Source organism: Sporosarcina luteola, assembly GCF_023715585.1.
GTDB classification, from domain to species: Bacteria; Bacillota; Bacilli; order Bacillales_A; family Planococcaceae; genus Sporosarcina; species Sporosarcina luteola_D.
In genome coordinates this window covers 829,553-851,334 of sequence record NZ_JAMBOK010000001.1, presented here as the reverse complement: position 1 = coordinate 851,334, position 21,782 = coordinate 829,553, and the positions used below count along the sequence as shown (strand labels likewise).

At 43.9% G+C, this 21,782-nt stretch carries 26 protein-coding genes; 15 read left to right on the top strand and 11 right to left on the bottom strand.

The window, feature by feature from the left end:
* Positions 1-17: 17 nt before the first annotated feature.
* Positions 18-998, bottom strand: coding sequence for a 4-hydroxy-3-methylbut-2-enyl diphosphate reductase (locus tag M3193_RS04415; protein WP_251624560.1), 981 nt, complete (start codon positions 996-998; stop codon positions 18-20).
* 64 nt (positions 999-1,062) lie between these two features.
* The gene (locus M3193_RS04410; protein ID WP_251624558.1) at positions 1,063-1,512 is read right to left on the bottom strand and encodes a YqfQ family protein; all 450 of its coding nucleotides are present in this window, start codon (positions 1,510-1,512) and stop codon (positions 1,063-1,065) included.
* A gap of 112 nt (positions 1,513-1,624) precedes the next feature.
* Between M3193_RS04410 and M3193_RS04405 the strand changes: the two genes are divergently transcribed.
* Together M3193_RS04405 and M3193_RS04400 are read left to right on the top strand one after the other, a co-directional pair.
* Positions 1,625-2,926, top strand: coding sequence for a DEAD/DEAH box helicase (locus M3193_RS04405; protein WP_251624556.1), 1,302 nt, complete (start codon positions 1,625-1,627; stop codon positions 2,924-2,926).
* 7 nt (positions 2,927-2,933) lie between these two features.
* Positions 2,934-3,821 carry a deoxyribonuclease IV gene (locus M3193_RS04400; protein WP_251627212.1) on the top strand — a complete coding sequence of 296 codons (888 nt, stop codon included), beginning with the start codon at positions 2,934-2,936 and terminating at the stop codon, positions 3,819-3,821.
* A 50-nt stretch (positions 3,822-3,871) separates the two neighbouring features.
* On the opposite strand, the gene M3193_RS04395 is transcribed toward M3193_RS04400, so the two are convergent.
* Positions 3,872-4,108, bottom strand: coding sequence for a hypothetical protein (locus tag M3193_RS04395; protein WP_251627211.1), 237 nt, complete (start codon positions 4,106-4,108; stop codon positions 3,872-3,874).
* Between the two features lie 122 nt (positions 4,109-4,230).
* On the opposite strand from M3193_RS04395, the gene M3193_RS04390 reads away from it, so the two are divergent.
* The 3 genes from M3193_RS04390 to M3193_RS04380 are packed head-to-tail and all read left to right on the top strand — an operon-like array spanning position 4,231 to position 6,277.
* A complete protein-coding gene (locus M3193_RS04390) occupies positions 4,231-4,995 on the top strand; it encodes a metal ABC transporter ATP-binding protein (protein ID WP_251624554.1) in 765 nt (254 codons plus the stop codon).
* 2 nt (positions 4,996-4,997) lie between these two features.
* The gene (locus tag M3193_RS04385; RefSeq protein ID WP_251624553.1) at positions 4,998-5,864 is read left to right on the top strand and encodes a metal ABC transporter permease; all 867 of its coding nucleotides are present in this window, start codon (positions 4,998-5,000) and stop codon (positions 5,862-5,864) included.
* Positions 5,861-6,277, top strand: a complete 417-nt coding sequence (locus tag M3193_RS04380) for a Fur family transcriptional regulator (protein WP_251624551.1) — start codon at positions 5,861-5,863, stop codon at positions 6,275-6,277. Before M3193_RS04385 ends, M3193_RS04380 begins: the two co-directional genes overlap by 4 nt.
* 406 nt (positions 6,278-6,683) lie before the next feature.
* Here M3193_RS04380 and M3193_RS04375 read toward each other — a convergent pair whose 3' ends face one another.
* The 4 genes from M3193_RS04375 to M3193_RS04360 all read right to left on the bottom strand — a co-directional run bounded on the left by M3193_RS04375 (position 6,684) and on the right by M3193_RS04360 (position 9,358).
* Entirely contained in the window at positions 6,684-7,268 is a 585-nt protein-coding gene (locus M3193_RS04375; protein ID WP_251624549.1) for a 5' nucleotidase, NT5C type, read from the bottom strand.
* Entirely contained in the window at positions 7,265-8,389 is a 1,125-nt protein-coding gene (gene ispG / locus M3193_RS04370) for a flavodoxin-dependent (E)-4-hydroxy-3-methylbut-2-enyl-diphosphate synthase (protein ID WP_285851802.1), read from the bottom strand. The genes M3193_RS04375 and ispG overlap by 4 nt, the downstream gene beginning before the upstream one ends.
* A gap of 90 nt (positions 8,390-8,479) precedes the next feature.
* Positions 8,480-8,809 carry a hypothetical protein gene (locus tag M3193_RS04365; RefSeq protein WP_251624547.1) on the bottom strand — a complete coding sequence of 110 codons (330 nt, stop codon included), beginning with the start codon at positions 8,807-8,809 and terminating at the stop codon, positions 8,480-8,482.
* 45 nt (positions 8,810-8,854) lie between these two features.
* On the bottom strand, positions 8,855-9,358 hold the full coding sequence (locus M3193_RS04360; RefSeq protein WP_251624546.1) for a DUF1189 family protein: 504 nt from the start codon (positions 9,356-9,358) through the stop codon (positions 8,855-8,857).
* A 201-nt stretch (positions 9,359-9,559) separates the two neighbouring features.
* Here M3193_RS04360 and M3193_RS04355 point away from each other — a divergent pair, with 201 nt between their 5' ends.
* The 4 genes from M3193_RS04355 to M3193_RS04340 all read left to right on the top strand — a co-directional run bounded on the left by M3193_RS04355 (position 9,560) and on the right by M3193_RS04340 (position 14,802).
* Positions 9,560-11,191 carry a Na/Pi cotransporter family protein gene (locus tag M3193_RS04355; RefSeq protein WP_251624545.1) on the top strand — a complete coding sequence of 544 codons (1,632 nt, stop codon included), beginning with the start codon at positions 9,560-9,562 and terminating at the stop codon, positions 11,189-11,191.
* A gap of 124 nt (positions 11,192-11,315) precedes the next feature.
* Complete coding sequence (locus M3193_RS04350; protein WP_251624544.1) at positions 11,316-11,801, top strand: DUF456 domain-containing protein; 486 nt, start codon at positions 11,316-11,318, stop codon at positions 11,799-11,801.
* A gap of 85 nt (positions 11,802-11,886) precedes the next feature.
* Positions 11,887-12,489: a superoxide dismutase SodA gene (gene sodA, locus M3193_RS04345; RefSeq protein WP_251624543.1), complete on the top strand. Its 603-nt coding sequence runs from the start codon at positions 11,887-11,889 to the stop codon at positions 12,487-12,489.
* Between the two features lie 105 nt (positions 12,490-12,594).
* A complete protein-coding gene (locus M3193_RS04340) occupies positions 12,595-14,802 on the top strand; it encodes a peptidoglycan D,D-transpeptidase FtsI family protein (RefSeq protein ID WP_251624542.1) in 2,208 nt (735 codons plus the stop codon).
* A 46-nt stretch (positions 14,803-14,848) separates the two neighbouring features.
* On the opposite strand, the gene M3193_RS04335 is transcribed toward M3193_RS04340, so the two are convergent.
* Both M3193_RS04335 and M3193_RS04330 read right to left on the bottom strand, forming a co-directional pair.
* On the bottom strand, positions 14,849-15,346 hold the full coding sequence (locus M3193_RS04335) for an endolytic transglycosylase MltG (RefSeq protein ID WP_251624541.1): 498 nt from the start codon (positions 15,344-15,346) through the stop codon (positions 14,849-14,851).
* The gene (locus tag M3193_RS04330; protein WP_251624540.1) at positions 15,343-15,720 is read right to left on the bottom strand and encodes a hypothetical protein; all 378 of its coding nucleotides are present in this window, start codon (positions 15,718-15,720) and stop codon (positions 15,343-15,345) included. The genes M3193_RS04335 and M3193_RS04330 overlap by 4 nt, the downstream gene beginning before the upstream one ends.
* 171 nt (positions 15,721-15,891) lie before the next feature.
* Here M3193_RS04330 and rpmG point away from each other — a divergent pair, with 171 nt between their 5' ends.
* The 5 genes from rpmG to M3193_RS04305 all read left to right on the top strand — a co-directional run bounded on the left by rpmG (position 15,892) and on the right by M3193_RS04305 (position 20,090).
* Positions 15,892-16,041 carry a 50S ribosomal protein L33 gene (rpmG, locus tag M3193_RS04325; RefSeq protein WP_060210366.1) on the top strand — a complete coding sequence of 50 codons (150 nt, stop codon included), beginning with the start codon at positions 15,892-15,894 and terminating at the stop codon, positions 16,039-16,041.
* A gap of 63 nt (positions 16,042-16,104) precedes the next feature.
* Positions 16,105-16,686, top strand: coding sequence for a 5-formyltetrahydrofolate cyclo-ligase (locus M3193_RS04320; RefSeq protein ID WP_251624539.1), 582 nt, complete (start codon positions 16,105-16,107; stop codon positions 16,684-16,686).
* A complete protein-coding gene (locus M3193_RS04315) occupies positions 16,683-16,877 on the top strand; it encodes a YqgQ family protein (RefSeq protein WP_251624538.1) in 195 nt (64 codons plus the stop codon). Before M3193_RS04320 ends, M3193_RS04315 begins: the two co-directional genes overlap by 4 nt.
* Before the next feature lie 141 nt (positions 16,878-17,018).
* Positions 17,019-18,899: an LTA synthase family protein gene (locus tag M3193_RS04310; protein ID WP_251624537.1), complete on the top strand. Its 1,881-nt coding sequence runs from the start codon at positions 17,019-17,021 to the stop codon at positions 18,897-18,899.
* A 90-nt stretch (positions 18,900-18,989) separates the two neighbouring features.
* Positions 18,990-20,090: a hypothetical protein gene (locus tag M3193_RS04305; protein WP_251624536.1), complete on the top strand. Its 1,101-nt coding sequence runs from the start codon at positions 18,990-18,992 to the stop codon at positions 20,088-20,090.
* A gap of 52 nt (positions 20,091-20,142) precedes the next feature.
* Here the strand turns inward: M3193_RS04305 and M3193_RS04300 are convergent, their stop codons facing one another.
* Positions 20,143-20,322: a DUF2759 domain-containing protein gene (locus M3193_RS04300; RefSeq protein ID WP_251624535.1), complete on the bottom strand. Its 180-nt coding sequence runs from the start codon at positions 20,320-20,322 to the stop codon at positions 20,143-20,145.
* Between the two features lie 160 nt (positions 20,323-20,482).
* On the opposite strand from M3193_RS04300, the gene M3193_RS04295 reads away from it, so the two are divergent.
* Entirely contained in the window at positions 20,483-21,121 is a 639-nt protein-coding gene (locus M3193_RS04295; protein WP_251624534.1) for an MBL fold metallo-hydrolase, read from the top strand.
* Positions 21,122-21,164: 43 nt separating this feature from the next.
* Here the strand turns inward: M3193_RS04295 and M3193_RS04290 are convergent, their stop codons facing one another.
* Positions 21,165-21,407, bottom strand: coding sequence for a DUF2626 family protein (locus M3193_RS04290; protein WP_251624533.1), 243 nt, complete (start codon positions 21,405-21,407; stop codon positions 21,165-21,167).
* Positions 21,408-21,782 lie beyond the last annotated feature (375 nt).

The window sequence follows — 21,782 nt, the reverse complement described above, 5'->3', positions numbered from 1 at the left end:
CAGCCCTTTCATTTCTGTTATTCTGTTACTGCATATGGCTCAATCCGTTTAACCGGCTCTGGGTTCTTGATTTTCGGTAGAATCCGATCCAACTTGAATTTGCGTTCCGGTGAATGTGTCGAAGGATCTTCCGGATCGAAGCTTTCCAAGAAACCAATCACTTCACGGACAATTAACGTTGGCGTGGATGCGCCCGCAGTCACTGCGACCGTTTCTACGCCTTTCAGCCAATCGATATTAATCTCTGATACATCCGAAATTCTGTAGGAAGGCGTATTTGCAATCTCAACCGACACTTGTGTCAGACGGTTGGAGTTATTGCTTTTCGGATCTCCAACAACAATCAGCAGATCTGCTTCGCCAGCCTGTTCTGCTACCGCTTCTTGTCTTACTTGGGTAGCTAGGCAGATTTCCTTGTGTACTTCAATATGGGGGAATTTCTCTTTCAGAGCATCCATAATATGTGCAACATCCCATTGGCTCATCGTTGTCTGATTTGTGACAAGAAGCTTTTCATTATCAAGCTCAAGGCCGTTGACGTCATCAATCGTCTCAATCAGATGAACTGCATGCGGCGCTACGCCGATCGCCCCTTCAGGCTCGGGATGATACTTTTTCCCGATATAGATGATGTCATACCCTTCGGCAGTCTTCTCTTCAATCAGGTCGTGAGTTACAGTCACATCCGGGCAAGTCGCATCTATGGAGACGAGGCCTTTACGTCGGGCTAATTCCCTTACTTCCGGTGAAACACCGTGAGCGGTGAAAATGACAGTCCCTGTATCGACCTTCTCGAGGATTTCCAACCGGTTCTCCCCGTCCAAAGTGATGATGCCATCTTCCTCAAATGCGTCTGTGACATGTTTATTATGGACAATCATGCCTAATATATATATAGGTCTCGGCAAAGTTTTGTCGAGTGCTGCATTTCTTGCAATCACCATTGCATCGACAACCCCGTAACAATAGCCGCGCGGGGAAATCTTCTTAACTTTCATTCACTCCACACTCCTCTAAAGGGATCTGTATCCATTATAGCGGAGTCAGGCGCCCGTTTCAAAATTATAATTTGGGCGGCTGAAAGATTCGTGGATTGGAGACGCCGGCTTGAGCAGTTTGCGCGGCTGCCGATGAAGCGCCAGCAGCAGAAGCACCTCCGGCAGCAGTGCCCGCAGCACCGCCCGCGGAAGGTAGAGACTGGAAGCCTTTATATAATCTCCACATCGCAGGCAGGTTCTGGAACATTGGTGCGATTTGCTGAACGAGTGGCGCATATTGTTGGGCAGTAGTTAAAAATCGATTGGCTGTTTGCATGTACATTTCCATTTTGGATGTGTTCTGGAATGGACCTGGCACGGATTGGCCGAACGGATTTCCCATCAGAGACCCCTGAAAAGGTTGTCTCGGCGTTTGGGTAAAGGTTGGCTGCTGCTGTGGACCTCGAAATGGCTGCCTCATAGCGAACGGCGAGTTTTGCGCACGCGCGAACGGATAGAAGGATTCGTACCTCATGGATAACCCCTTTCATTTGGTCATTGTGAACTTTCACAATCTATACTATGCGAAAATCACATACTGCGGAACGGAATCATGCTACAATAAGAATACGTTAGGAGGCATATGAATGTCTAAATTCACTGATTATCAATTCAAACCTTTCCTTCGGGAAGCAATTGCCCAGTTGGGGTTTGATCAACCGACACCAATACAGAAAGAAATGATCCCTTTAATCCTTAAAGGAACCAATGCAATCGGACAAGCCCATACAGGAACAGGAAAGTCACATAGCTTTCTAATTCCGATTGTTCAGCGCCTTGATGAAGGGAAGGATGAGTTGCAAGCGGTTATAACCGCACCAACGAGGGAGCTTGCATTGCAGCTATATGATGAACTGAACAAATTGACCGAAAATACAACAATTCGAAGCTCGCTCTTGATTGGTGGCACGGATAAGCAACGCTCCATCGACAAGCTGAAATCGAACCCCCACATTATTGTCGGAACACCTGGAAGAATCCGTGACCTTGCGGAAGAAGGTGCTTTGGCAATCCATACGGCATCCATGTTAGTTATTGATGAAGCCGATTTGGCTTTTGACATGGGATTCATCGAGGATATCGACAAATTCGCATCCAAAATGCCGACGGACTTGGAAATGTACGTATTTTCAGCTACAATTCCTGAAAAACTTAAGCCTTTCTTGGCAAAGTACATGGATAATCCTGTTCATATACAATTAGGAAGTAAAAAGCCATTGACGGAAGGGATGAAATATTCGCTAGTTCCTGTCCGAAGCATGGACCGCAAGAAAAAACTATTGCATGTCTTGGAAGCAATTAATCCATATTTGGCGATCGTTTTCACGAATACGAGGCAAAATGCCGACGAGGTTGCGGGTTACCTAGCAACGCATGGTATAAAAGCGGGCAGGATCCATGGTGATTTGACGCCCCGTGAAAGAACCCGGGTGATGAAGCAGATCAGGGATCTCGAGTATCAGTATATCGTTGCAACGGATCTAGCTGCGCGCGGAATTGATATCCCGGGTGTGAGCCACGTCGTCAACTATGAACTTCCGGACGATTTGGAGTTCTTCATCCACCGGGTGGGGAGGACCGCCCGTGCAGGCCTTACAGGGATCGCGATTACGATGTACGAGCCTTCAGAGGACGACAAGATTGTGCAAATTGAAAAGATGGGCATCCCATTCATTCATGAAGACGTGAAAAATGGAGAATGGATCGAAGTCAAGGAGCGCAATGCCCGGAAAAAAAGGGTCAAAGAAACGGATGAACTCGATCGAAAAGCTGCATCGTTTGTTCGGAAACCGTCAAAAGTCAAGCCGGGTTATAAAAAGAAAATGGCGAAAGATATAGAGAAATTCAAGAAAAGGGAAAGGAGATTGAAACGGAAAAATGACAAATGAACAACCATTGCTCTTAGGGTCGCATGTTTCGATGAGCGGCAAGAAGATGCTGCTGGGTTCTAGTGAAGAGGCGTTGGGTTACGGTGCAACCACTTTTATGATTTATACGGGTGCTCCACAAAACACACGCAGGAAGCCAATCGAAGAACTGAATATTGAAGCCGGACTGCTTCACATGAAAGAGAATGGCTTATCCAATATCGTCGTACATGCCCCGTATATCATCAATATCGGGAATACGACAAAACCTGAGACGTTCAGGTTAGGCGTCGATTTTTTGCAATCGGAAATCCAAAGGACGGCGGCTCTCGGGGCGGATCAGATTGTTTTGCATCCGGGCGCGCACGTAGGGGCTGGTGCGGATAAAGGCATCGCTAAAATCATTGAAGGACTGAACGAGGTGCTGTCCGAAGATTCCACTGTCCGCATTGCGTTAGAAACGATGGCGGGAAAGGGCAGTGAATGCGGCAGGAACTTCGATGAAATTGCACAGATAATAGATGGAGTCCAGAACAATGAGCGGCTATCCGTCTGCTTCGATACTTGTCACGTCCACGATGCGGGCTATGATATCGTCAATGATTTCGATGGCGTCTTGAATGAATTTGACAAGACCATTGGGATAGACAGGATTTCAGTCATTCATGTCAATGACAGCAAAAATGAACGTGGAGCGATGAAAGACCGCCATGAGAATATTGGCCATGGTCACATCGGTTTTGATGCGCTTAGTTATATCGTTCACCACCCATCTTTCTCAGCAATCCCTAAAATCCTTGAAACGCCATTTGTAGGAAACGATGCTAAAAACAAAAAAGCACCTTATCAATATGAAATTGAAATGTTGAAATCAAAAACATTCCTTGCAAATCAAAGGGAACTATTGCTGGTATGATGAAAAACCCCGCCAAAGGGAAATTTCTTTTGGCGGGATGTTTTTTGTTTCTATATCCTATCTAAATACTGACGGAATAATTCATCTCCTTTTTTATCCCCGACAGCATACTTCACTTTCGCGATGAAGCTTTCCGGAATGCCGGTAAAAAGCCAGTGAAATGAAATTTCATCAAGCAAAGGGCGTAACGCTCTAATTTCATTAATCGATAAATCGATGCCATATGCATCCGCCAACGACTTTGCTTCGGCATCACTTTTCCTCTTTATCTCATTCAACATTTGCATGTAATCCAATTTACACCATTCCTTCTTAATTAGTTGTGTCCGACCGACAGTTCCTATATACTTCTACTAGTAATCGTAATCGTTACTATTTACACTTTTTCAATAGAAAGGGATTTTACTATATGACAAAAACGATAATTGAATGTAATGATGTCAATTTTCGATATGAGCACTCTACCGTACTTGAAAATATTTCATTGGACGTGAAAGAAGGGGAGTTCTGGGCTCTGATTGGTCCGAATGGCTCCGGAAAATCTACGTTAATCAATATCATTTTAGGATTATTGAAAGCAGATCAAGGAACCGTGAAGCTATTCGGCCAGGACGTTGATTCCTTCAAACAGCGGGAACGTATCGGATATGTTTCGCAAAAATCGAATTCATTCAATTCAGGATTCCCTGCCACAGTAGTAGAAGTTGTTAAAAGTGGCCTTACCCGTAAGGTTGGATTATTTAAAAGTTTTTCGAAACATGATGAACAAAAAGCATTGGATGCATTGCGAATCGTTAAAATGGAGGACTTCGCCTCTAAAAACATCGGCGAATTATCCGGCGGACAGCAGCAGCGCGTATTCATAGCACGCGCGTTGGTCGGCGAACCGGAATTGTTGATCATGGATGAACCTACTGTGGGAATCGATCAGAAAAACGTAGCTTCGTTCTATTCTATGCTTAATGAATTGAACGGTGAACATGGCATTGCAATCCTGCTTGTCACACATGAAATCGACCTTGTCACAGAATTGGCGACACATGTGGCTTGTTTGAATCGATCAATCCATTTCCATGGGATGCAATCGGAATACAAGAAGATGAATGATACAGACATTTCATTATGGTACGGTCACCCTGTGCGGCGCGTCCATCAAGAACAGAAGGGGATATGACCATGATTAGCGCTTTATTCACTTATGAATTTCTTCAGAATGCATTTTTATCCGGGCTGATCATCGGAGTCATTGCACCGTTGCTTGGTCTGTTCATCGTTGTAAGAAGGCTTGCACTCATTGCGGATGCCCTAAGCCATGTGGCGTTGGCTGGAATCGCGGGAAGCCTCTTTTTGAGTCAGTCAGTGCTAATGTTTTCCGCATTGAATCCAGTATACTTAGGGATGGCGAGCGCCGTTGGGGGATCATTATTGATAGAAAGGCTTCGGGGTGCGTATAAGCATTTTGAAGAGCTTGCGATTCCCATCATCCTCTCGACAGGTATCGGTTTCGGAGCGATATTCATTTCCTTGGCAAAAGGGTTCAGCTCCGATCTTGTAGGCTATTTATTCGGATCAGTTTCAGCCGTGAGCCGGCAGGATTTATGGGTCGTCGTAATTATTGCGGTGGTCGTCGTCGCGTTTATCCGCTTTTTCTACAAAGAAATGTTCGCCTTATCATTTGATAAGGAATATGCAAAAGTTTCCGGCATCAATGGAAAGTTCATTCAAATCATTTTCATGATCATCGTTGCACTTGTCATTGGCGCTTCGATGAGAATTGTTGGCATCTTGCTCGTCTCTTCGTTAATGACGATACCCGTTGCTGCTGCGATACAGCTTGCCAAAAGCTTTAAAGGAGCGCTTATTTACTCTATCGTCATCGGTGAGCTGTCAGTCATTATCGGGCTGATTGCTGCTTTTCATCTCGATATTGCTCCGGGGGGAACAATTGTAATCACCTCCATCATCATTCTACTGCTTGTTCTTGGCTGGACCAAAATGAAAGGAAAACAGCCTTCTAAAAAAGCGAAGGAGGAATTTGCATGACGCTTGATGAGGCATGGCGCATTTTGCAGGAGCGCCAATTCAAGAGAACTAAGAATCGCGAGACGATTTTGGAGTTCTTTTCTGATAATGATCGGTATTTGACTGCGATGGAAGTACGGAATTTCATGGCTGCGGATAATCCCGGCATCAGCTTTGACACGATTTACCGTAATTTGACGACTTTTTCAGAGCTCGGTATTTTGGAAGAGACTGAGCTGAATGGAGAAAGGCATTTCAGGATGCAGTGCGACCATGGCGTCCACCATCATCATTTCATCTGCACGGCATGCGGCAAGACACAGAACATCGCACACTGCCCAATGGAGTCTGTATCGGTCAATCTCAAAGGCTATGAAGTAGAAGGTCATAAATTCGAGATCTACGGAAAATGTCCGGTTTGTGTGGCACAATAATAAGGAGCAGGGGATATACCGATGTCGAGGAGATATCAAAGTCTTTACTGCGTTTAATAGCTTTCCATATATAATGGTGGCAATTCGTTGATTGGAGCATAAGGCGGCGACTCCTGGGGGATCAGCGAACGCCGTTACGAAGAACGGCGTTTGCGAGGACAAGCGTAGCGTTGCGAGCAGTGTTGTTTTGCGACCCTAAGGGAGCAGGATATTGCAGGATGCCTTAATTTCTGCAAAGAACGTAGAAATTAAGGCCAATCGAACCCTTCGCTGTTCGATTAGCTCACCGCCCGCCCCCCCGGAAAGCGTCCGCCTGAAGCGCAAATCAACCATACATACATTTTTATTAATAAAAAAGGGGTTGTCTCAGAAAATCAGTTTTCACTGACTTTCTGGACAGCCCCTTTCAATTCACTTTTTCTTCAATCGGGAACAGCTTTTTGATCCACTGGTCGGCTTCTTGCCAATTGGTCACTCTTATAACGCCTTCCGGAATCGGACTGCGGTTATATGGAGTATCGAAAAGAAGGACGGGGATGTTCAATTCCTCATGAATGTCGACAGCATTATCATGCTTATCTTCGAAGAATGCATCGACACCGAACTTTTTCGCCGTTTCGACCTTATGATGGCTGCCGATCAGCTCGATATGATCATAGGGGATTTCCTCCCGTTCGAACCAATCAAGCGTACACTCCGCCACGTTTTTCCCTCGTGCAGAGATGTAATAAAGCTCGTAATGCTCGCGCCATTCGGATAGGATCTTTTTTGCATATTCCTGCGCAGGAGAAGTTTTGTAAATCGTGGTTTCCGCTTGACGGTACCACTCATAAAACTCCTTCGCGTCAACCGGGAAGGCTTTCGTCAAATCGTACTCTTTGATATCGTCCAATATCAGATTGCATCCGAATTGTGCGTTGATATGTGGTAGAAGGGAAGTCGGACATGTGACGGTCCCGTCGATATCAATGCCGAAGCGGATTTTCCTCATTCAGCGGCTCCGCTTTGAAGAAGCAATTCCTCTTGGCGCTTCTTTTCGAAATACTCTTCAGCAAGTTTATCGATTTCCATCTTTAATTCTTCGACCATCGTTTCCTCAGGCACTTTACGGACGGTTTTCCCTTTCATGAAGAGCAATCCTTCTCCGCGTGCACCTGCAATCCCGATATCCGCTTCACGCGCTTCTCCTGGACCGTTTACAGCACAGCCTAATACAGCGACTTTTAAAGGTGCTTTGATCGTAGAAATGTATTCCTCAACTTCATTCGCAATTGAAATCAAGTCGATCTCGATGCGGCCGCAAGTCGGACAAGAGATGAGAGTAGCAGCATTGGAAGACAGACCGAATATTTTTAACAGTTCACGCGCTACCTTTATTTCTTGGGTTGGATCCGCGCTCAAGGAAACACGAAGCGTATTCCCGATTCCTGCTGATAGCAAAGTTCCAAGACCCGCTGCACTTTTGATGGAACCTGCGAACAATGTGCCGGACTCTGTAATTCCAAGATGCAATGGATAGTCGAATGCTGCTGCCGCTTTCATATATGCTTCAACTGCCAAATTAACATCGGAAGCTTTCAATGAAACGATGATATCGTGGAAATCGAGATCTTCCAATATTTTAATATGATGCAAAGCGCTTTCGACCATGCCGTCCGCAGTCGGGTAACCATACTTTTTGAGTATATGTTTCTCAAGTGAGCCGGCATTGACTCCGATTCTGATCGGGATGCCTTTTGCTTTCGCTGCTTTCACGACTGCTTCCACTTTTTCCTGGCGGCCGATATTGCCCGGATTGATCCGGATTTTATCCGCGCCTTGCTCGATTGCAATCAAAGCAAGTTTATAGTCGAAATGGATATCGACGACGAGCGGGATATTGATCCGTTCTTTGATGGCGCCGATTGAGTATGCGGCCCTTTCGTCAGGACACGCTACACGGACGATTTGACAGCCCGCTTCTTCAAGACGCAAAATCTCTTCCACGGTTGCGTCGACATCATGTGTTTTTGTTGTTGTCATACTTTGGATGAATAGTTCGTCGCTGCCGCCAATCGTCAAATTGCCGACACGCACAGGACGAGTTTTAGATCTGTGTATTATTTCACTCATGGATATATTCTCTCCTTAAAAAACTCATAACTAATTTCTATTTTAACAATCAATAGGATGAAAAGACAAGGGACACCGCTTGAAACATCTTCAATTGCATTCAGTTTGTCCTCTTTTTGAAAGTGGAAGCTGTACGGAAAGACCCCCGATAAGCTCTTGGTTTCGAAGATGTGGATTAAGGGAATAAAAAACTGATAATCTATCAACAAAAGTCGTTTCGGGATCCGGATACATGGAAAATAGGGATTCAATGGTATCCCCTTGGATAGTTGTTACATGAATGGCTTCCACGGCCATTGGTTCTACACAAGGCTGTTCATTTCCGAAAAACGAAGCGAGTGGGATTGTCCCATCCCCCAAGTCGATCCGGATGATATGAAAGGTTATAAAAAGAATTACAGCTACGATTAAAGTGCGCATGAATATTCCCCCTCCCTTTACAATATGCGGGGAAGTGGAAAGTATTCATTTTACCGCTTTTGGATAATACTTGAGAGCGATGCTCAAGTACCCGATATGGATCAAGGACGAGAATAGGATGCTGAAGGTTTCATTAAATCGAAAGAAATCCAGAACTATCGTAACCAATAAAGGGGCGGTGATGGCAATGGCAGCCGTCCGCCAAATAAAACGGTATTCGACGCGCTTCCTCATCATTTTGCCGATCCATATGCCGATTGCCGCGAAAATGCTGATCCTCACAAATACGTAAAATGTTGCAATGACAAATTGAGATACAAATGCCATCGGGTAAATGAGTACGCCAATTGTTTTGCTATACTCTGTCAATTCAGGAGAAGCTTCGAATAAGTTGGCATCTCCGAGTGAAAAGCGGCTGAATGAGATCAAGGTCATTAATAGGATAAATAGGAAAGCATAGCGGATCACGCTTCCGATTGGGAGCAGCCGGAATGCCGCGAGTTTTTTCGGTTCATGGAACGCTGCCAGAAATAATTGATGGAATTTCAAAACCGGACCTCCTTTACATACTGATAGTCTATCATGTCTTGTGCTTAGAAACGCAGTTGCCAAATTCGACAGAATGATGACTTTTTCTACAAGTATTGTTAAGGGAATGTAAAGATTTGTCCTCTCCTATTTACAATCCCTTAACAAAGTCAACATAATAGGAAGGCTACTATATAACGCATGATGGAGGTAGACGATGTAATGGAAGTGAATTGGCAGGAAGTTATTTTTCAATTTATAGGAGGTCTCGGGATCTTCCTATTCGCCATAAAGTATATGGGTGACGGGCTTCAAAAGGCCGCAGGGGATAGATTGCGCAGCATTTTGGATAGATTCACGACGAACCCTTTCATGGGTGTCCTTGTAGGTATAATCGTGACTGTGCTTATCCAATCGAGTTCCGGGACGACTGTCATTACGGTCGGATTGGTCAGTGCAGGGTTCATGACCCTTCGACAGGCGATCGGTGTCATTATGGGTGCGAATATTGGTACGACAGTTACAGCTTTCATTATTGGTCTTGACGTCGGTGCCTATGCATTGCCGATCATGGCACTCGGTGCAATTCTGATCTTCTTCTTCAAAAAGAACTCGATCAAAAATGTGGGTGAGGTCGTATTTGGCTTCGGTGGCCTTTTCCTCGGTTTGGAATTGATGAGTTCCGGTATGAAGCCGCTAAGGACGCTTTCCGCCTTCTCCGATTTTACAGTTTCGATGGCTGATCATCCAGTCCTTGGAGTAGTGGCGGGAACTGTTTTTACACTTATCGTCCAAAGTTCCAGTGCAACAGTTGGAATCTTGCAAGGATTGTATGCGGAAAATCTTGTTTCGCTTCAAGCAGCTTTGCCGATTCTGTTCGGAGATAATATTGGAACGACAATTACGGCAGTTCTGGCGTCGATCGGCGCGTCCGTCGCGGCAAGAAGAGCTGCTGCGGCCCATGTCCTTTTCAATGTTGTCGGTACAATCGTCTTCATGTTCCTTTTATATCCGTTTACACTTTACGTAGAATGGATTTCGGGACTTCTAGCATTGGAAAGTAAAATGCAGATTGCATTTGCCCATGGTACTTTCAACGTATTGAATACCATTATACAATTTCCGCTAATCGGTGCTTGGGCGCTATTCGTGACGAAGATCATTCCTGGCAAGGACGTTACGATCGAATATCGACCAAAGCACTTGGATCCTAATTTCATTAACCAATCTCCATCCGTCGCAATTGGACAAGCGAAGGAAGAAATCATCAGGATGGGTGATTTCGCAGTCCAAGGAATGGAAGAAACTTATGAGTATTTGAAAACAAGCAACAAAAGACATGCAGAAACGGCTTATCAGATCGAGGATGCCATCAATAATCTTGATCGTAAAATCACCGATTATCTCGTTGATATTTCAGCGGTCAACATTTCACCAATCGAGTCCGCTAGGCACGTCATGCTTATGGATACCGTTCGGGATATCGAACGGATCGGGGATCATTTCGAAAACATTATCGAGTTGATCGATTACCGCGAAGTGAATCGTGTGAAATTGACTGAGGAAGCGATGGGTGATTTGACAGAAATGTTCACGCTGACGATTGCTACTGTCGATAAAGCTGTTCGTTCCCTTGACATGAATGATATTGAATTAGCGAGGGAAGTTGCTGAGCAAGAAGCCCTGATCGACAAGATGGAACGTAAATTCCGTAAGAATCACATTGTACGCCTCAATGAGGGACACTGCTCTGCTCAATCGGGAATGGTCTTTGTCGATATCGTCTCCAATCTTGAACGTATCGGCGACCATGCAGTAAATATCGCTGAAGCCATTTTAGGCAAACGGGTGTAAGGTGAAACTTCAATCAGTGGGTTCCTTCACTGATTGTTAGTTGAACCAATCAGGCTTCTATTGGCTGTTGATCCCTGTTCAGGGATCTTACAGCCAGTTAAAGCGGGATAATGGAGGGAAGGGAATGGAAATAGCAGGCTGGATAGCGGCAATAATTATGTTCATCGTCGCTTTTATCGGATTGATTTATCCAATCATCCCTTCCGTAGTTTTCATCGTAGGAGGATTCCTGCTTTACGGGTTATTCGCTTCTTTTGAAGAGATGAGTTGGCTGTTCTGGGTCATTCAAACGTTATTCGTCATCTTGCTGTTCGGCGCAGATACTCTTGCCAATATTGTTGGTGTCAAGAAATTCGGCGGTTCGAAGGCGGGAATGTGGGGAAGCACGATCGGACTCCTTATCGGACCATTCGTCATTCCAGTAGCTGGAATCCTGATCGGGCCATTCCTCGGTGCATTCCTATCAGAACTGCTCGTGACAAGAACCGGCGTGAAGCAGTCTATGAAAACCGGTATTGGTTCTATCGTAGGGTTTTTCACTTCCGTCGCTGCGAAAGGTGCTGTGATGGTACTTATGATCGGGATTTTTGTACTATACGTTGTAATATAGTTCATTTCAATTGAATGGATTCCCTTATTTTGATAATGTTTATAGTGTAGGATAAATTATGAATCAACTGAGGAGGAATGGACTAATGGCTTACAAATTACCAGAATTACCATACGCATACGATGCGTTGGAGCCTCACATCGACAAAGAGACGATGAATATCCACCACACAAAACATCACAATACGTATGTGACGAACGTGAATAACGCATTGGAAGGTCATGACGAACTAGCTTCCAAATCAGTCGAAGAGCTTATCTCCGATTTGAACGCTGTTCCCGAAAACATCCGCACGGCAGTCCGTAATAATGGTGGCGGTCATGCAAACCATACGTTCTTCTGGAAAATTCTTTCACCTAACGGCGGAGGAAATCCAACTGGAGCGCTTGCAGAAGCGATTGATAAGAAATTCGGCAGCTTTGACGCGTTTAAAGAAGAATTTGCTAAAGCGGCTGCAACTCGCTTCGGCTCAGGTTGGGCATGGCTCGTCTCCAACAACGGTGAACTTGAAATCACATCGACTCCTAACCAGGATTCTCCATTGATGGAAGGGAAGACTCCGATTCTTGGACTAGATGTTTGGGAGCATGCTTACTATTTGAACTACCAAAACAGACGCCCTGATTACGTTTCTGCTTTCTGGAACGTAGTAAACTGGGATGAAGTCGCTAAAAACTTCGGTAAATAATCTAGCATAATGCAACCCGGCATATATCCTGTACGTCAGGATATATGCTTTTTATGTTTAGAATGCTATAATTTAATCTGGACTAAATACATAAGGGGAATATAAATGAAAAAGCCGATGCGCAAAGTAGATCAAGCCAAAATCCGTCAACGGAAACATATAGCCTTCAGGATGAACCTATTATTCTTCTCGATCTTCATCCTATTTTCCTTGCTCATTTTCAGACTTGGATACTTGCAGATCGTTAAAGGCGAAACTTATACAAGATTGTTGGAGATGAAAGAGGAGATCGCAGTCAATACCAGCGTGCCTCGAGGAAGGATTTATGATCGGACAGGGAAGGTACTTGTTGATAATAAACCGATGAATGCAATTACATATACAAAGACATCATCCACAACTGCGAAAGAAATGTACGACATCGCAAAAGAACTTTCGAAGCTGATTGAGCAGGATACAAAAAGGATTACAGTCGGAGATAAGCGTGATTTCTGGATTTTTTTGAATCCCGAAGAAGCGGAAGCGAAAGTGAGCAAAGAAGAACTGGCGGAAATCGGCAAAGACGGAACTGTCTCCAAGCAGGATATTCAGCGTGAAGTGACCCGTTTGACACGTGAACGGATTACGGATGAAGAACTGGATTCCTTTTCGGAACATGACTTGGAAGTGCTGGCCATCTATCGGGAAATGATGTCGGGCTATGCCTACTCTCCTCAAATCATAAAAAGCGGGAATGTTACGGAAGAGGAATTTGCAGCCGTATCGGAACGGTTAAATGAATTTGAAGGGGTCGATACGACGACCGATTGGAGTCGTATTAAATTCTCAGATAGCACAATTCTTGGAACGATGACCAGTTCGACCGAAGGGATTCCACGAAGCCATCTCGATTACTACTTGGCTCGGGGGTATTCTCGGAACGATCGTATCGGGAGAAGTTATTTCGAACAACAATATGAGGAACTGTTAAGAGGGCAAAAAACCATTGTGAAAAATGTAAAGGATCGAACTGGGCGTGTCATCGAGACGAAAACAGTCCGAGAAGGCGAACCTGGCAGGGATCTCGTTCTATCGATGGATAGTGAATTGCAGGAATCATTGGAGGAACTAATTTCAGAGAAGCTACTTGAAATGAAGAAAGACCCGCGATCCGGATTGTTGGACAGGGCATTCCTTGTCATGATGGACCCGAATAATGGAGAAGTGCTTTCATTAGTTGGTAAACGCGTCGTGAAAGACGAGGATACAGGCAGATGGGAAGTGCGTGATTATGCGTACGGCACGTTCACTTCCGCCTATGAAGTCGGCTCCACTGTGAAGGTGGCCACCGTATTGGCGGGCTACAGTGAAGGTGTTTTGTCTGTAGGAGAAAAGAAAATCGATGAACCGATGAATATTGCCGGTTTACCTAAGAGATCTCTATTCAACCAGAACGGACGGGTGTCTGTCGATGATATTACAGCGCTCGGCAGGTCATCTAACGTTTATATGTTCAAAATCGCCATTTCAATAGGAAATGGAGTATATAGGCCATTTAAGTCTCTTCCCATTGACATTGGCGGTTTTGATAGGCTGCGCAATGCCTACGCCTCCTTCGGCTTAGGCGTGAAAACGGAAATCGACTTGCCAGGGGAGTATGCAGGTGTTGTCGGTACAGATACACGTTCAGGTAAATTGTTGGACTTTGCTATCGGCCAATTCGATACGTACACCCCGTTGCAGCTTGTTCAGTATGTATCGACTGTAGCAAATGGTGGATACAGGGTTGCGCCAAAAGTTTTAAAGGAAATAAGAGAACCTTCCCGAGATGGCGAAACGCTTGGAGAATTGCTAGAGGAAACAGAAGTGAAAGTCCTCAATCGCATCAATAATACGGCGAAAGAAATTGAACAAGTTAAAAAAGGGATGCAATACGTTTATTACGGACCGAATGGGACTGGGCGCAACATATTCAACGGCGCTTCCTATACAGCTGCAGGGAAAACAGGTACTGCCCAATCATCTTACTATGGCGATGACAGAAGTAAGTATGGGATGGCTTCGGTCAACTTGACGCATGTCGGCTTTGCCCCGGCTGACAATCCCGAAGTAGCATATGCAGTCGTCATTCCATACGCTTCGACAGATCGAGGCAATTACATTACTCAAGGCATAGCGATGAAAGAGATTGTCAGAACGGCGCTAGACACCTATTTTGATTTGAAGGAAGAGCGAGCGAAAAAGAATGTCCTTGAAACGACCGATCAAAAAATAGATCGCAGATTTGAACGCGAGAAAGAACAAGAGAAAGATAAAGATACGGACGAGAAATAAGGAAAGCTGCCACAATCGCTAACGTTCGGCGAAGGGCAGCTTTTTTTCATCTCTTTTTCGTATTCGTAATAATACCGGCAATTGTACCAAGGTCCATTGTCGTATCGACTTCATGCACACCGATTTGAATGCGGCCAGCTAAGCCGTTGTCAATTAAGTATTGTTCCAATTCTCCAGCGCTGCCGATGATCCCTGCGCGCTCAAGCTTGTCAGCAACAGTAGACGATGTCGAACCGGCTTCGATGGTCAAAATTATTTTGGTAATTGGCTTTGATGGTGATCCGCTGACAGGTTTAGTTTCCGCCTTTTCTCCGCTGGCATTGCTATTTTCCCCTGCGCTTTTTTCAGTTTTGGAAGAAGTGAGCGTTTGGGCGACAGCCAACTCTTTTTTCACTTTATCCAATTCGATCTTCAGCTCGTCCAATTGGGATTTATACTGCTCCGCATCAGATGCGGTTGAAACATTGCCGGTATTTGTGTAATAAAGGATTCCTCCTGCAAGGATGCAGCCTATTCCGACGCCCTGTAAAATGTCCTTCATCATAAGGCGACACCCCGGGATTTCAAGACGTCAATAACTTCCTCGTTAGACAGGGAGGAGCGCTTGGCTATTTCAGGAACAGAGTAGCCCTGTGCTTTCAAAGATAAGATTTGATTGATGATGATTTCGTGAACCGGTTTTTGCTTCCGTTGTTGTTGTTGTTGTTGTTGTTGCTGTCCGTTTGTAACGGGTGCCGCACCAATCATCAATTCCTCTTCAACGGCTCTCAAGCGCTTTTTCAGTTGATTTGTTTCCTGATGAAGGCTGATTGAAACGTTTTCGATCTCCTCTTCGCTTTTACGAGTGGATTTTCCGATGAAAAATGATAAAATGATGCATATAAGGCCGATGCTCAGTAAAATTAATTCAATATCCACGATTAAACAACCTCCGGGAATAAATTACTTTGTTCCCATAGTAACATATGCATCTTCCGAATGTAATTTGAAACTTTCTTCTTTACATCACCGTGTGATATGATACAATTGAAAAGTCGTATAAATCATGCTCATATTAATTTATATTGCTAATGAGTGGGAGGGACAACAATGCGCGTAAATATTACACTTGCTTGCACAGAATGTGGAGAGCGTAATTATATTACAAAGAAAAACAAGCGTAACAATCCGGAACGTCTTGAAATGAAAAAATATTGCTCACGTGAAAAGAAACAAACTTTGCACCGTGAAACGAAATAATCGCTCATGCCAAAACTCTTCACGGGTTTTGGTTTTTTATTTCAGAATGGAGGGAATACTTCTATGAGTAAATTGTCCAAACGTAAATTGATGATAACAATCATGAAAGATATGAATCATTCTGAACATGCAAGAAAATCTGAAGCGATTTTGGAACGTCTACATACATGCCAAGAATATGCTTCTGCCCGAACGATTGGAGTCACCATATCTCGCTTTCCGGAAGTAAATACACTTCCGTTGATTGAAACCGCATGGGAGGCGGGGAAGCAAGTTGCAGTTCCGAAGTGCAATCCTGATACACGGGAGATGGATTTCAGACTCATTACATCCTTTGATGATCTGGAAACGGTCTATATGGATTTGAAGGAACCGATCGTCGGAAGGACGGTTTCGATTGATAAAGGGCAAATCGACCTCCAGATTGTTCCTGGAGTCGTTTTTTCCGATGAAGGCTTCAGAATCGGATTCGGCGGCGGCTATTATGATCGGTATTTAGCTGATTACAGTGGAAATCGGATATCCTTGGCGTTTAATCATCAAACTTCCCAAGAAGTGCCTATTGAAGAACATGACATTCCAGTCAATATGATTGTTACTGAAAACAAAGTGATCCAATGTTTGAAAACACGTGATGCCAAATGAATCATTTTCTAGATGTCCTGCAACTTCTTAAACGGTTTGGCATTTTTATATATACAGGGAATCAAAAAACGGATATCGAAATGATGATGTCCGAAGTAAAAGATCTATATGACAATGGGTTGATTATGAAAGAGGATTACCTGCCTGCGCTTTTACTTTTGAAACAAGAATTAGGTAGAAGGTCTGATTAAATTTTCCCAAGTCTATTTCTTCATCGTTTTAACTAAAAATGAAACTTTTTTACGTTTCATCCGTCTATTATAGGTAGTGTATGTCCAAGAGATAGGATGAATTTACAAATAGATGTTTTACTTATGAAAGGAAGATCAAGCATGAAAAAAGCAACTTGGCCTAAACATTCAATACTCGTCATTGCGATTATTGCAACATGGCTAACGACGTATATCGGCTATATCACTAGCTTTTCTATGAAAATCGATAATGTGATGCAGGAATTCATTCTGTTCATTAACCCGCTTAGTTTTCTATTGTTCATTTATGGCTTGGCCTTGTTCATGAAGAATGAAAAACGACGGAATATCTATATCTTTTCAATCAGTTTGCTAACATCAATTGTCATGTTCAGCAACGCTGTGTTTTATCGGTTTTTTAATGATTTCATTACATTGCCTGTATTATTCCAAACAAGCAACTTTGGAGATCTATCGTCTTCCGTCGGTGCCAACATACATCCTTGGGATATCTTCTTCTTTGCGGATGTTATCATCGTTGCATTGGCTATCAAATTCATCCGTGTTTCGGAAAGCTCCCAAAGCCAACGGAGCATTGGACGCAAGCTCTATTTTGTAGTTGCTGCAACAGTGTTGATGGTCAACTTGGGATTATCCGAAGCCCAAAGGCCGCAGCTGTTGACCCGAAGCTTCGACCGGGAATTGCTCGTTAAAAATATCGGGACATTCAATTATCACATTTATGACCTGTTCATCCAATCAAAAACGCATGCACAACGAGCGCTTGCCGATGGCAGTGAGCTGGCTGAAGTAGCAAACTATATCAACGCCAATTATGCAGAACCCGATCCGAAAATGTTCGGTATTGCGGAAGGGCGGAATGTGATCTTTGTTTCTTTGGAATCACTTCAAAGCTTCGTCATCAATAATGATATGAATGGTCATGAAATCACACCATTCCTCAACGAACTGACAAATGATCCAGATACATTCTATTTTGATAACTTCTATCATCAGACAGGGTTAGGGAAAACCTCCGACTCTGAGTTCATCGTGGAAAACTCATTATACGGCCGGAATGGCGGTGCTGTCTTTTTCACGAACAGCGGGAATACTTTCAACGCAATGTCTGAAAAACTAGGGGAAAACGGATATTTCACGAGTGTCATGCACGCAAACAATCGGAGCTTCTGGAACCGGGATATTATGTACCAAGCTTTGGGCATTCAGAAATTCTACGATGTTGAAAGCTACGAGATCGGTGAAGGGCAGGCTGTCAACTGGGGTATGAAAGATATACCGTTCTTTGAACAGTCAGTGGAGTTGATGAAGACGATGCCCCAACCGTTTTCGACAAGAATGATCACATTGACGAACCACCATCCTTTTGATTTGGATGAAGAAGATATGATCATTCCTGCATATGATTCCAATTCTAAAACGTTGAATAAATATTTCCAGACAGCTCGCTATATGGATGAGTCGATTAAAATCTTCTTTGAAGAATTGAAGAAAAGTGGTTTATATGATAACTCCATAATTGTGATGTATGGAGACCATTATGGTATTTCAGAAAATCACAATAAAGCAATGGGCATGTACTTGGATAAGGAAATTACTCCATTCGATAATGTCGAATTGCAAAAAGTGCCGATGTTCATCCATATTCCTGGTAATGGAAAAGGTGAAACGGTCCACGAGCTTTCAGGTCAACTGGATATTAGACCGACAGTCCTGCATTTACTTGGCATTGATACGAAAGAAGACATGCAGTTAGGTGCGGACATCTTCTCACCGGATCACGAACCATTTGTCATTTTCAGGGATGGACGCTTGGTGACAGAGGATTATATTTACGCTCACGAAGTCTGCTATGATATAAAAACCGGTGAACCAACCGAAGGGGCGGCGTGTGAGCCTTATATTGAACGCGCCAATACCGAACTAGGCTACTCCGACTTGATCATCAATGGAGACTTGCTCAGATTTACGGACAAAGACAAGATTAAAGAACAAGAATAAGCCGTTACAGGCGAAGCAACTATGTTCTGCACGGGTTTGTTTACCGTGCAGATATTTTTTTGGGTGATTGAGGGAAGGGGGCATTGACAGATGAAAAGAGTATGGTATCTGCTTGTGATGAGCGTCTTACTCATGTCAGCTTGTTCGGAACAGAAGGAACCGCCTTCTGTTCAGCCTGATATTGAAGAACCGACAGATTTTGCCGAAGAGCCATCCGAGACGCAGACTCCTTATGTGTTTAATGCAGACCCTTCGACCTTTCATTTCATTGCGGATTGGATGAGTGACACTCAAATATTGTACGTAGAGAAAAGTGAAGGCTTTTACCAACTGAATTATTTTGATATTGAAACGGGTGAAACCCATCTCGTGTATGAGGATGAATCGTTTATTACCGATGTCCTTGTCCACCCTTCCCGTCAATACCTTTTAATACATACGAGTGAACAGGCAAATTCAGCAGTTGTTAAAATGATTCAACTGGATGGCACAGTCCAACATCAAGTGGAAATTGATTCGACGGAGCTTGCGATTGAATGGAATCGCTCGAACCCGGAAAAAATTCTTTTTACTGCTTTTTACGAAGACTGGTCCTTTGACCTTTTCGCCTTCAATGGCCGCGATGATAACCTATCCATCGTGAATTTGGATGATCCTTTTCCTAAATGGGCAGGCGATGAATGGCTAATGAGCATGATGTTCAAAGGTCATCCGCTTGATGGAGGAGAGGCGCAGCTATTCCAATTGGATACAGGTTTTATCGAGCCGAAAAACATAGAAAACGCAATTTACTTCGATATATTTGAGGATTCATTTGTTGCCGTTCAAGTTGTCGATACGGAAGTTTTTGCGTACACGATCAGAGATCTTGAGGGCACTATTATTTCTGAGTGGTCATTGCCCTCTGTCAGCAACTATTCGGAGTGGGTTGTTCCCTCAATTGAGTGGCTTGACGGGAAGCGAATGATGTTCAAAGGTGCAGCAAAAAGCGGTCAGCTTGATGAAATGGGTACGGGGTTTAATTTATACCACCTTGAAGAAGGAGTTCCTGAGTTGCTTGTACAGGGATTGGATGCGAGCCCGTTGAAATGCTCTCCATCCGGCCGATATTGCCTAACCGGCTATACATCGGATGAGTTGATTGAAGTGGATGCGAAGAAAAAGTATAAGTGGATTGAATTCGATAACTAAAAAACATCCCCTGCAAATCGATGCAGGGGATGTTTTTCAAAACAAATACTAATCAGTGAAGCGCAGGCGGATATCCTTGGAAGACAATCGTCGCGATTGTAAAACCGCCGAAAATAACGGCAGCCCCAAGATTGAACAAAATGCTCAGCACATTACGCTCCTTGAAAGCTTGTACAGTACCGATGACAGCGAAGATCGCAACGAGTCCGAAAATTACCATTAAGATGTTCATGTGGAAGACACTCCTTTCAACAGAGAAAAAATGAATGCCGATTTAGCAATATTCCTTCTCTATTGTACTGTTTCCTTCATATTTTGTCGAGGTATATAAATGACGATTGTTTGAATTCCGGCCGGAAGTTCATTACTATCATGGATAGGAGGTGTGAAAGTTGTTGGAAATACGTACATATCCATTGGGTCCAATTCAGACGAACTGTTATTTGATCTACAATCGTGATCGCGAATGTTTAGTGATTGACCCGGGAGAAGAAGGGGAACGCATTATTGCTGAAATAGAGAAGACAAATGGCAAACCGCTTGCAATCATGTTGACGCACGCCCACTTCGATCATATTGGTGCAGTGGATCAGGTTCGGAATCATTTTAATCTACCGGTCCATATTCACGAAGCCGAACGTGATTGGCTTAGCAACCCGGATGCAAACGGATCATCAAGGTATCCAGGCCTGCCGCTTGTAAGAAATGGTGCGGCGGATCACTTTCTGCAAGAAGGGGAAATGGAAATTGGTTCCTTCGAATTAGAGGTGCGCCACACACCGGGACATTCTCCCGGCAGCGTCTCTTTTATCTTCAAGGATGCGCAAATAGCTATTGTAGGTGATACTCTCTTCAAAGGAAGCATAGGTCGGACGGATCTTCCTGGAGGCGATACGAAGACGCTGCTTCAGTCCATCCATAACAAACTATTGACATTGGATGATGACTTTGTCGTCTACCCTGGTCACGGCGCGTCGACAACTCCTGGAGAGGAAAAGGACATGAACCCGTTTTTGAATGGTTTCTCCTAAAGAAAAAAACAGCCGGATGGGCTGTTTTTTCTTTTTAGGACGATTAATGTCCTGCACCTGGTACGTGAATGAATGTCGCATAATAGCTGAATCCTACCATGAAAATCATCAGGTAAGCTCCAAACATGTACATATACATACGCTCTGTCAGATTCAAATATCCAAGCAACAGGAAGAAAATAGTGCTAGCGATGAAAATGACGGAAGCTGTCATCATATCGCCGACGAAAAACATTACAGCGAAAATGCCAGTCCAAAAACCGCATAGCTTGAACATGTTATCCATAAGTGCGTCCCTCCTTAACGTAAAACAATACAAAGATCTCTAATTCATTATAATGGATAACAGTTCGAAATGTAAACTCCTATCAAGTCGACATTGTGACAAATGAATGGACCGCATATTGCTCCGATTAGTTCAAAAATCACTTTTGAGCCGAAAACGCCATATAAAAATTAAATTCAAGCCGGAAAGGACACTTGAAAATCGAATTCACTTAGAAGTATTCCTTTTTCGAAGCGTTCACCGTATACTCGTTGTAAGGTGAAAAGCGGTCTTTCGCCTCTATCTTGATAAAGCGGGTATTCCTGCCGAATCAAGATATAGCCACCTGCGGATGTCACAAATTTAGGATGCAGCGCAATTCAAAAACGACGAGTA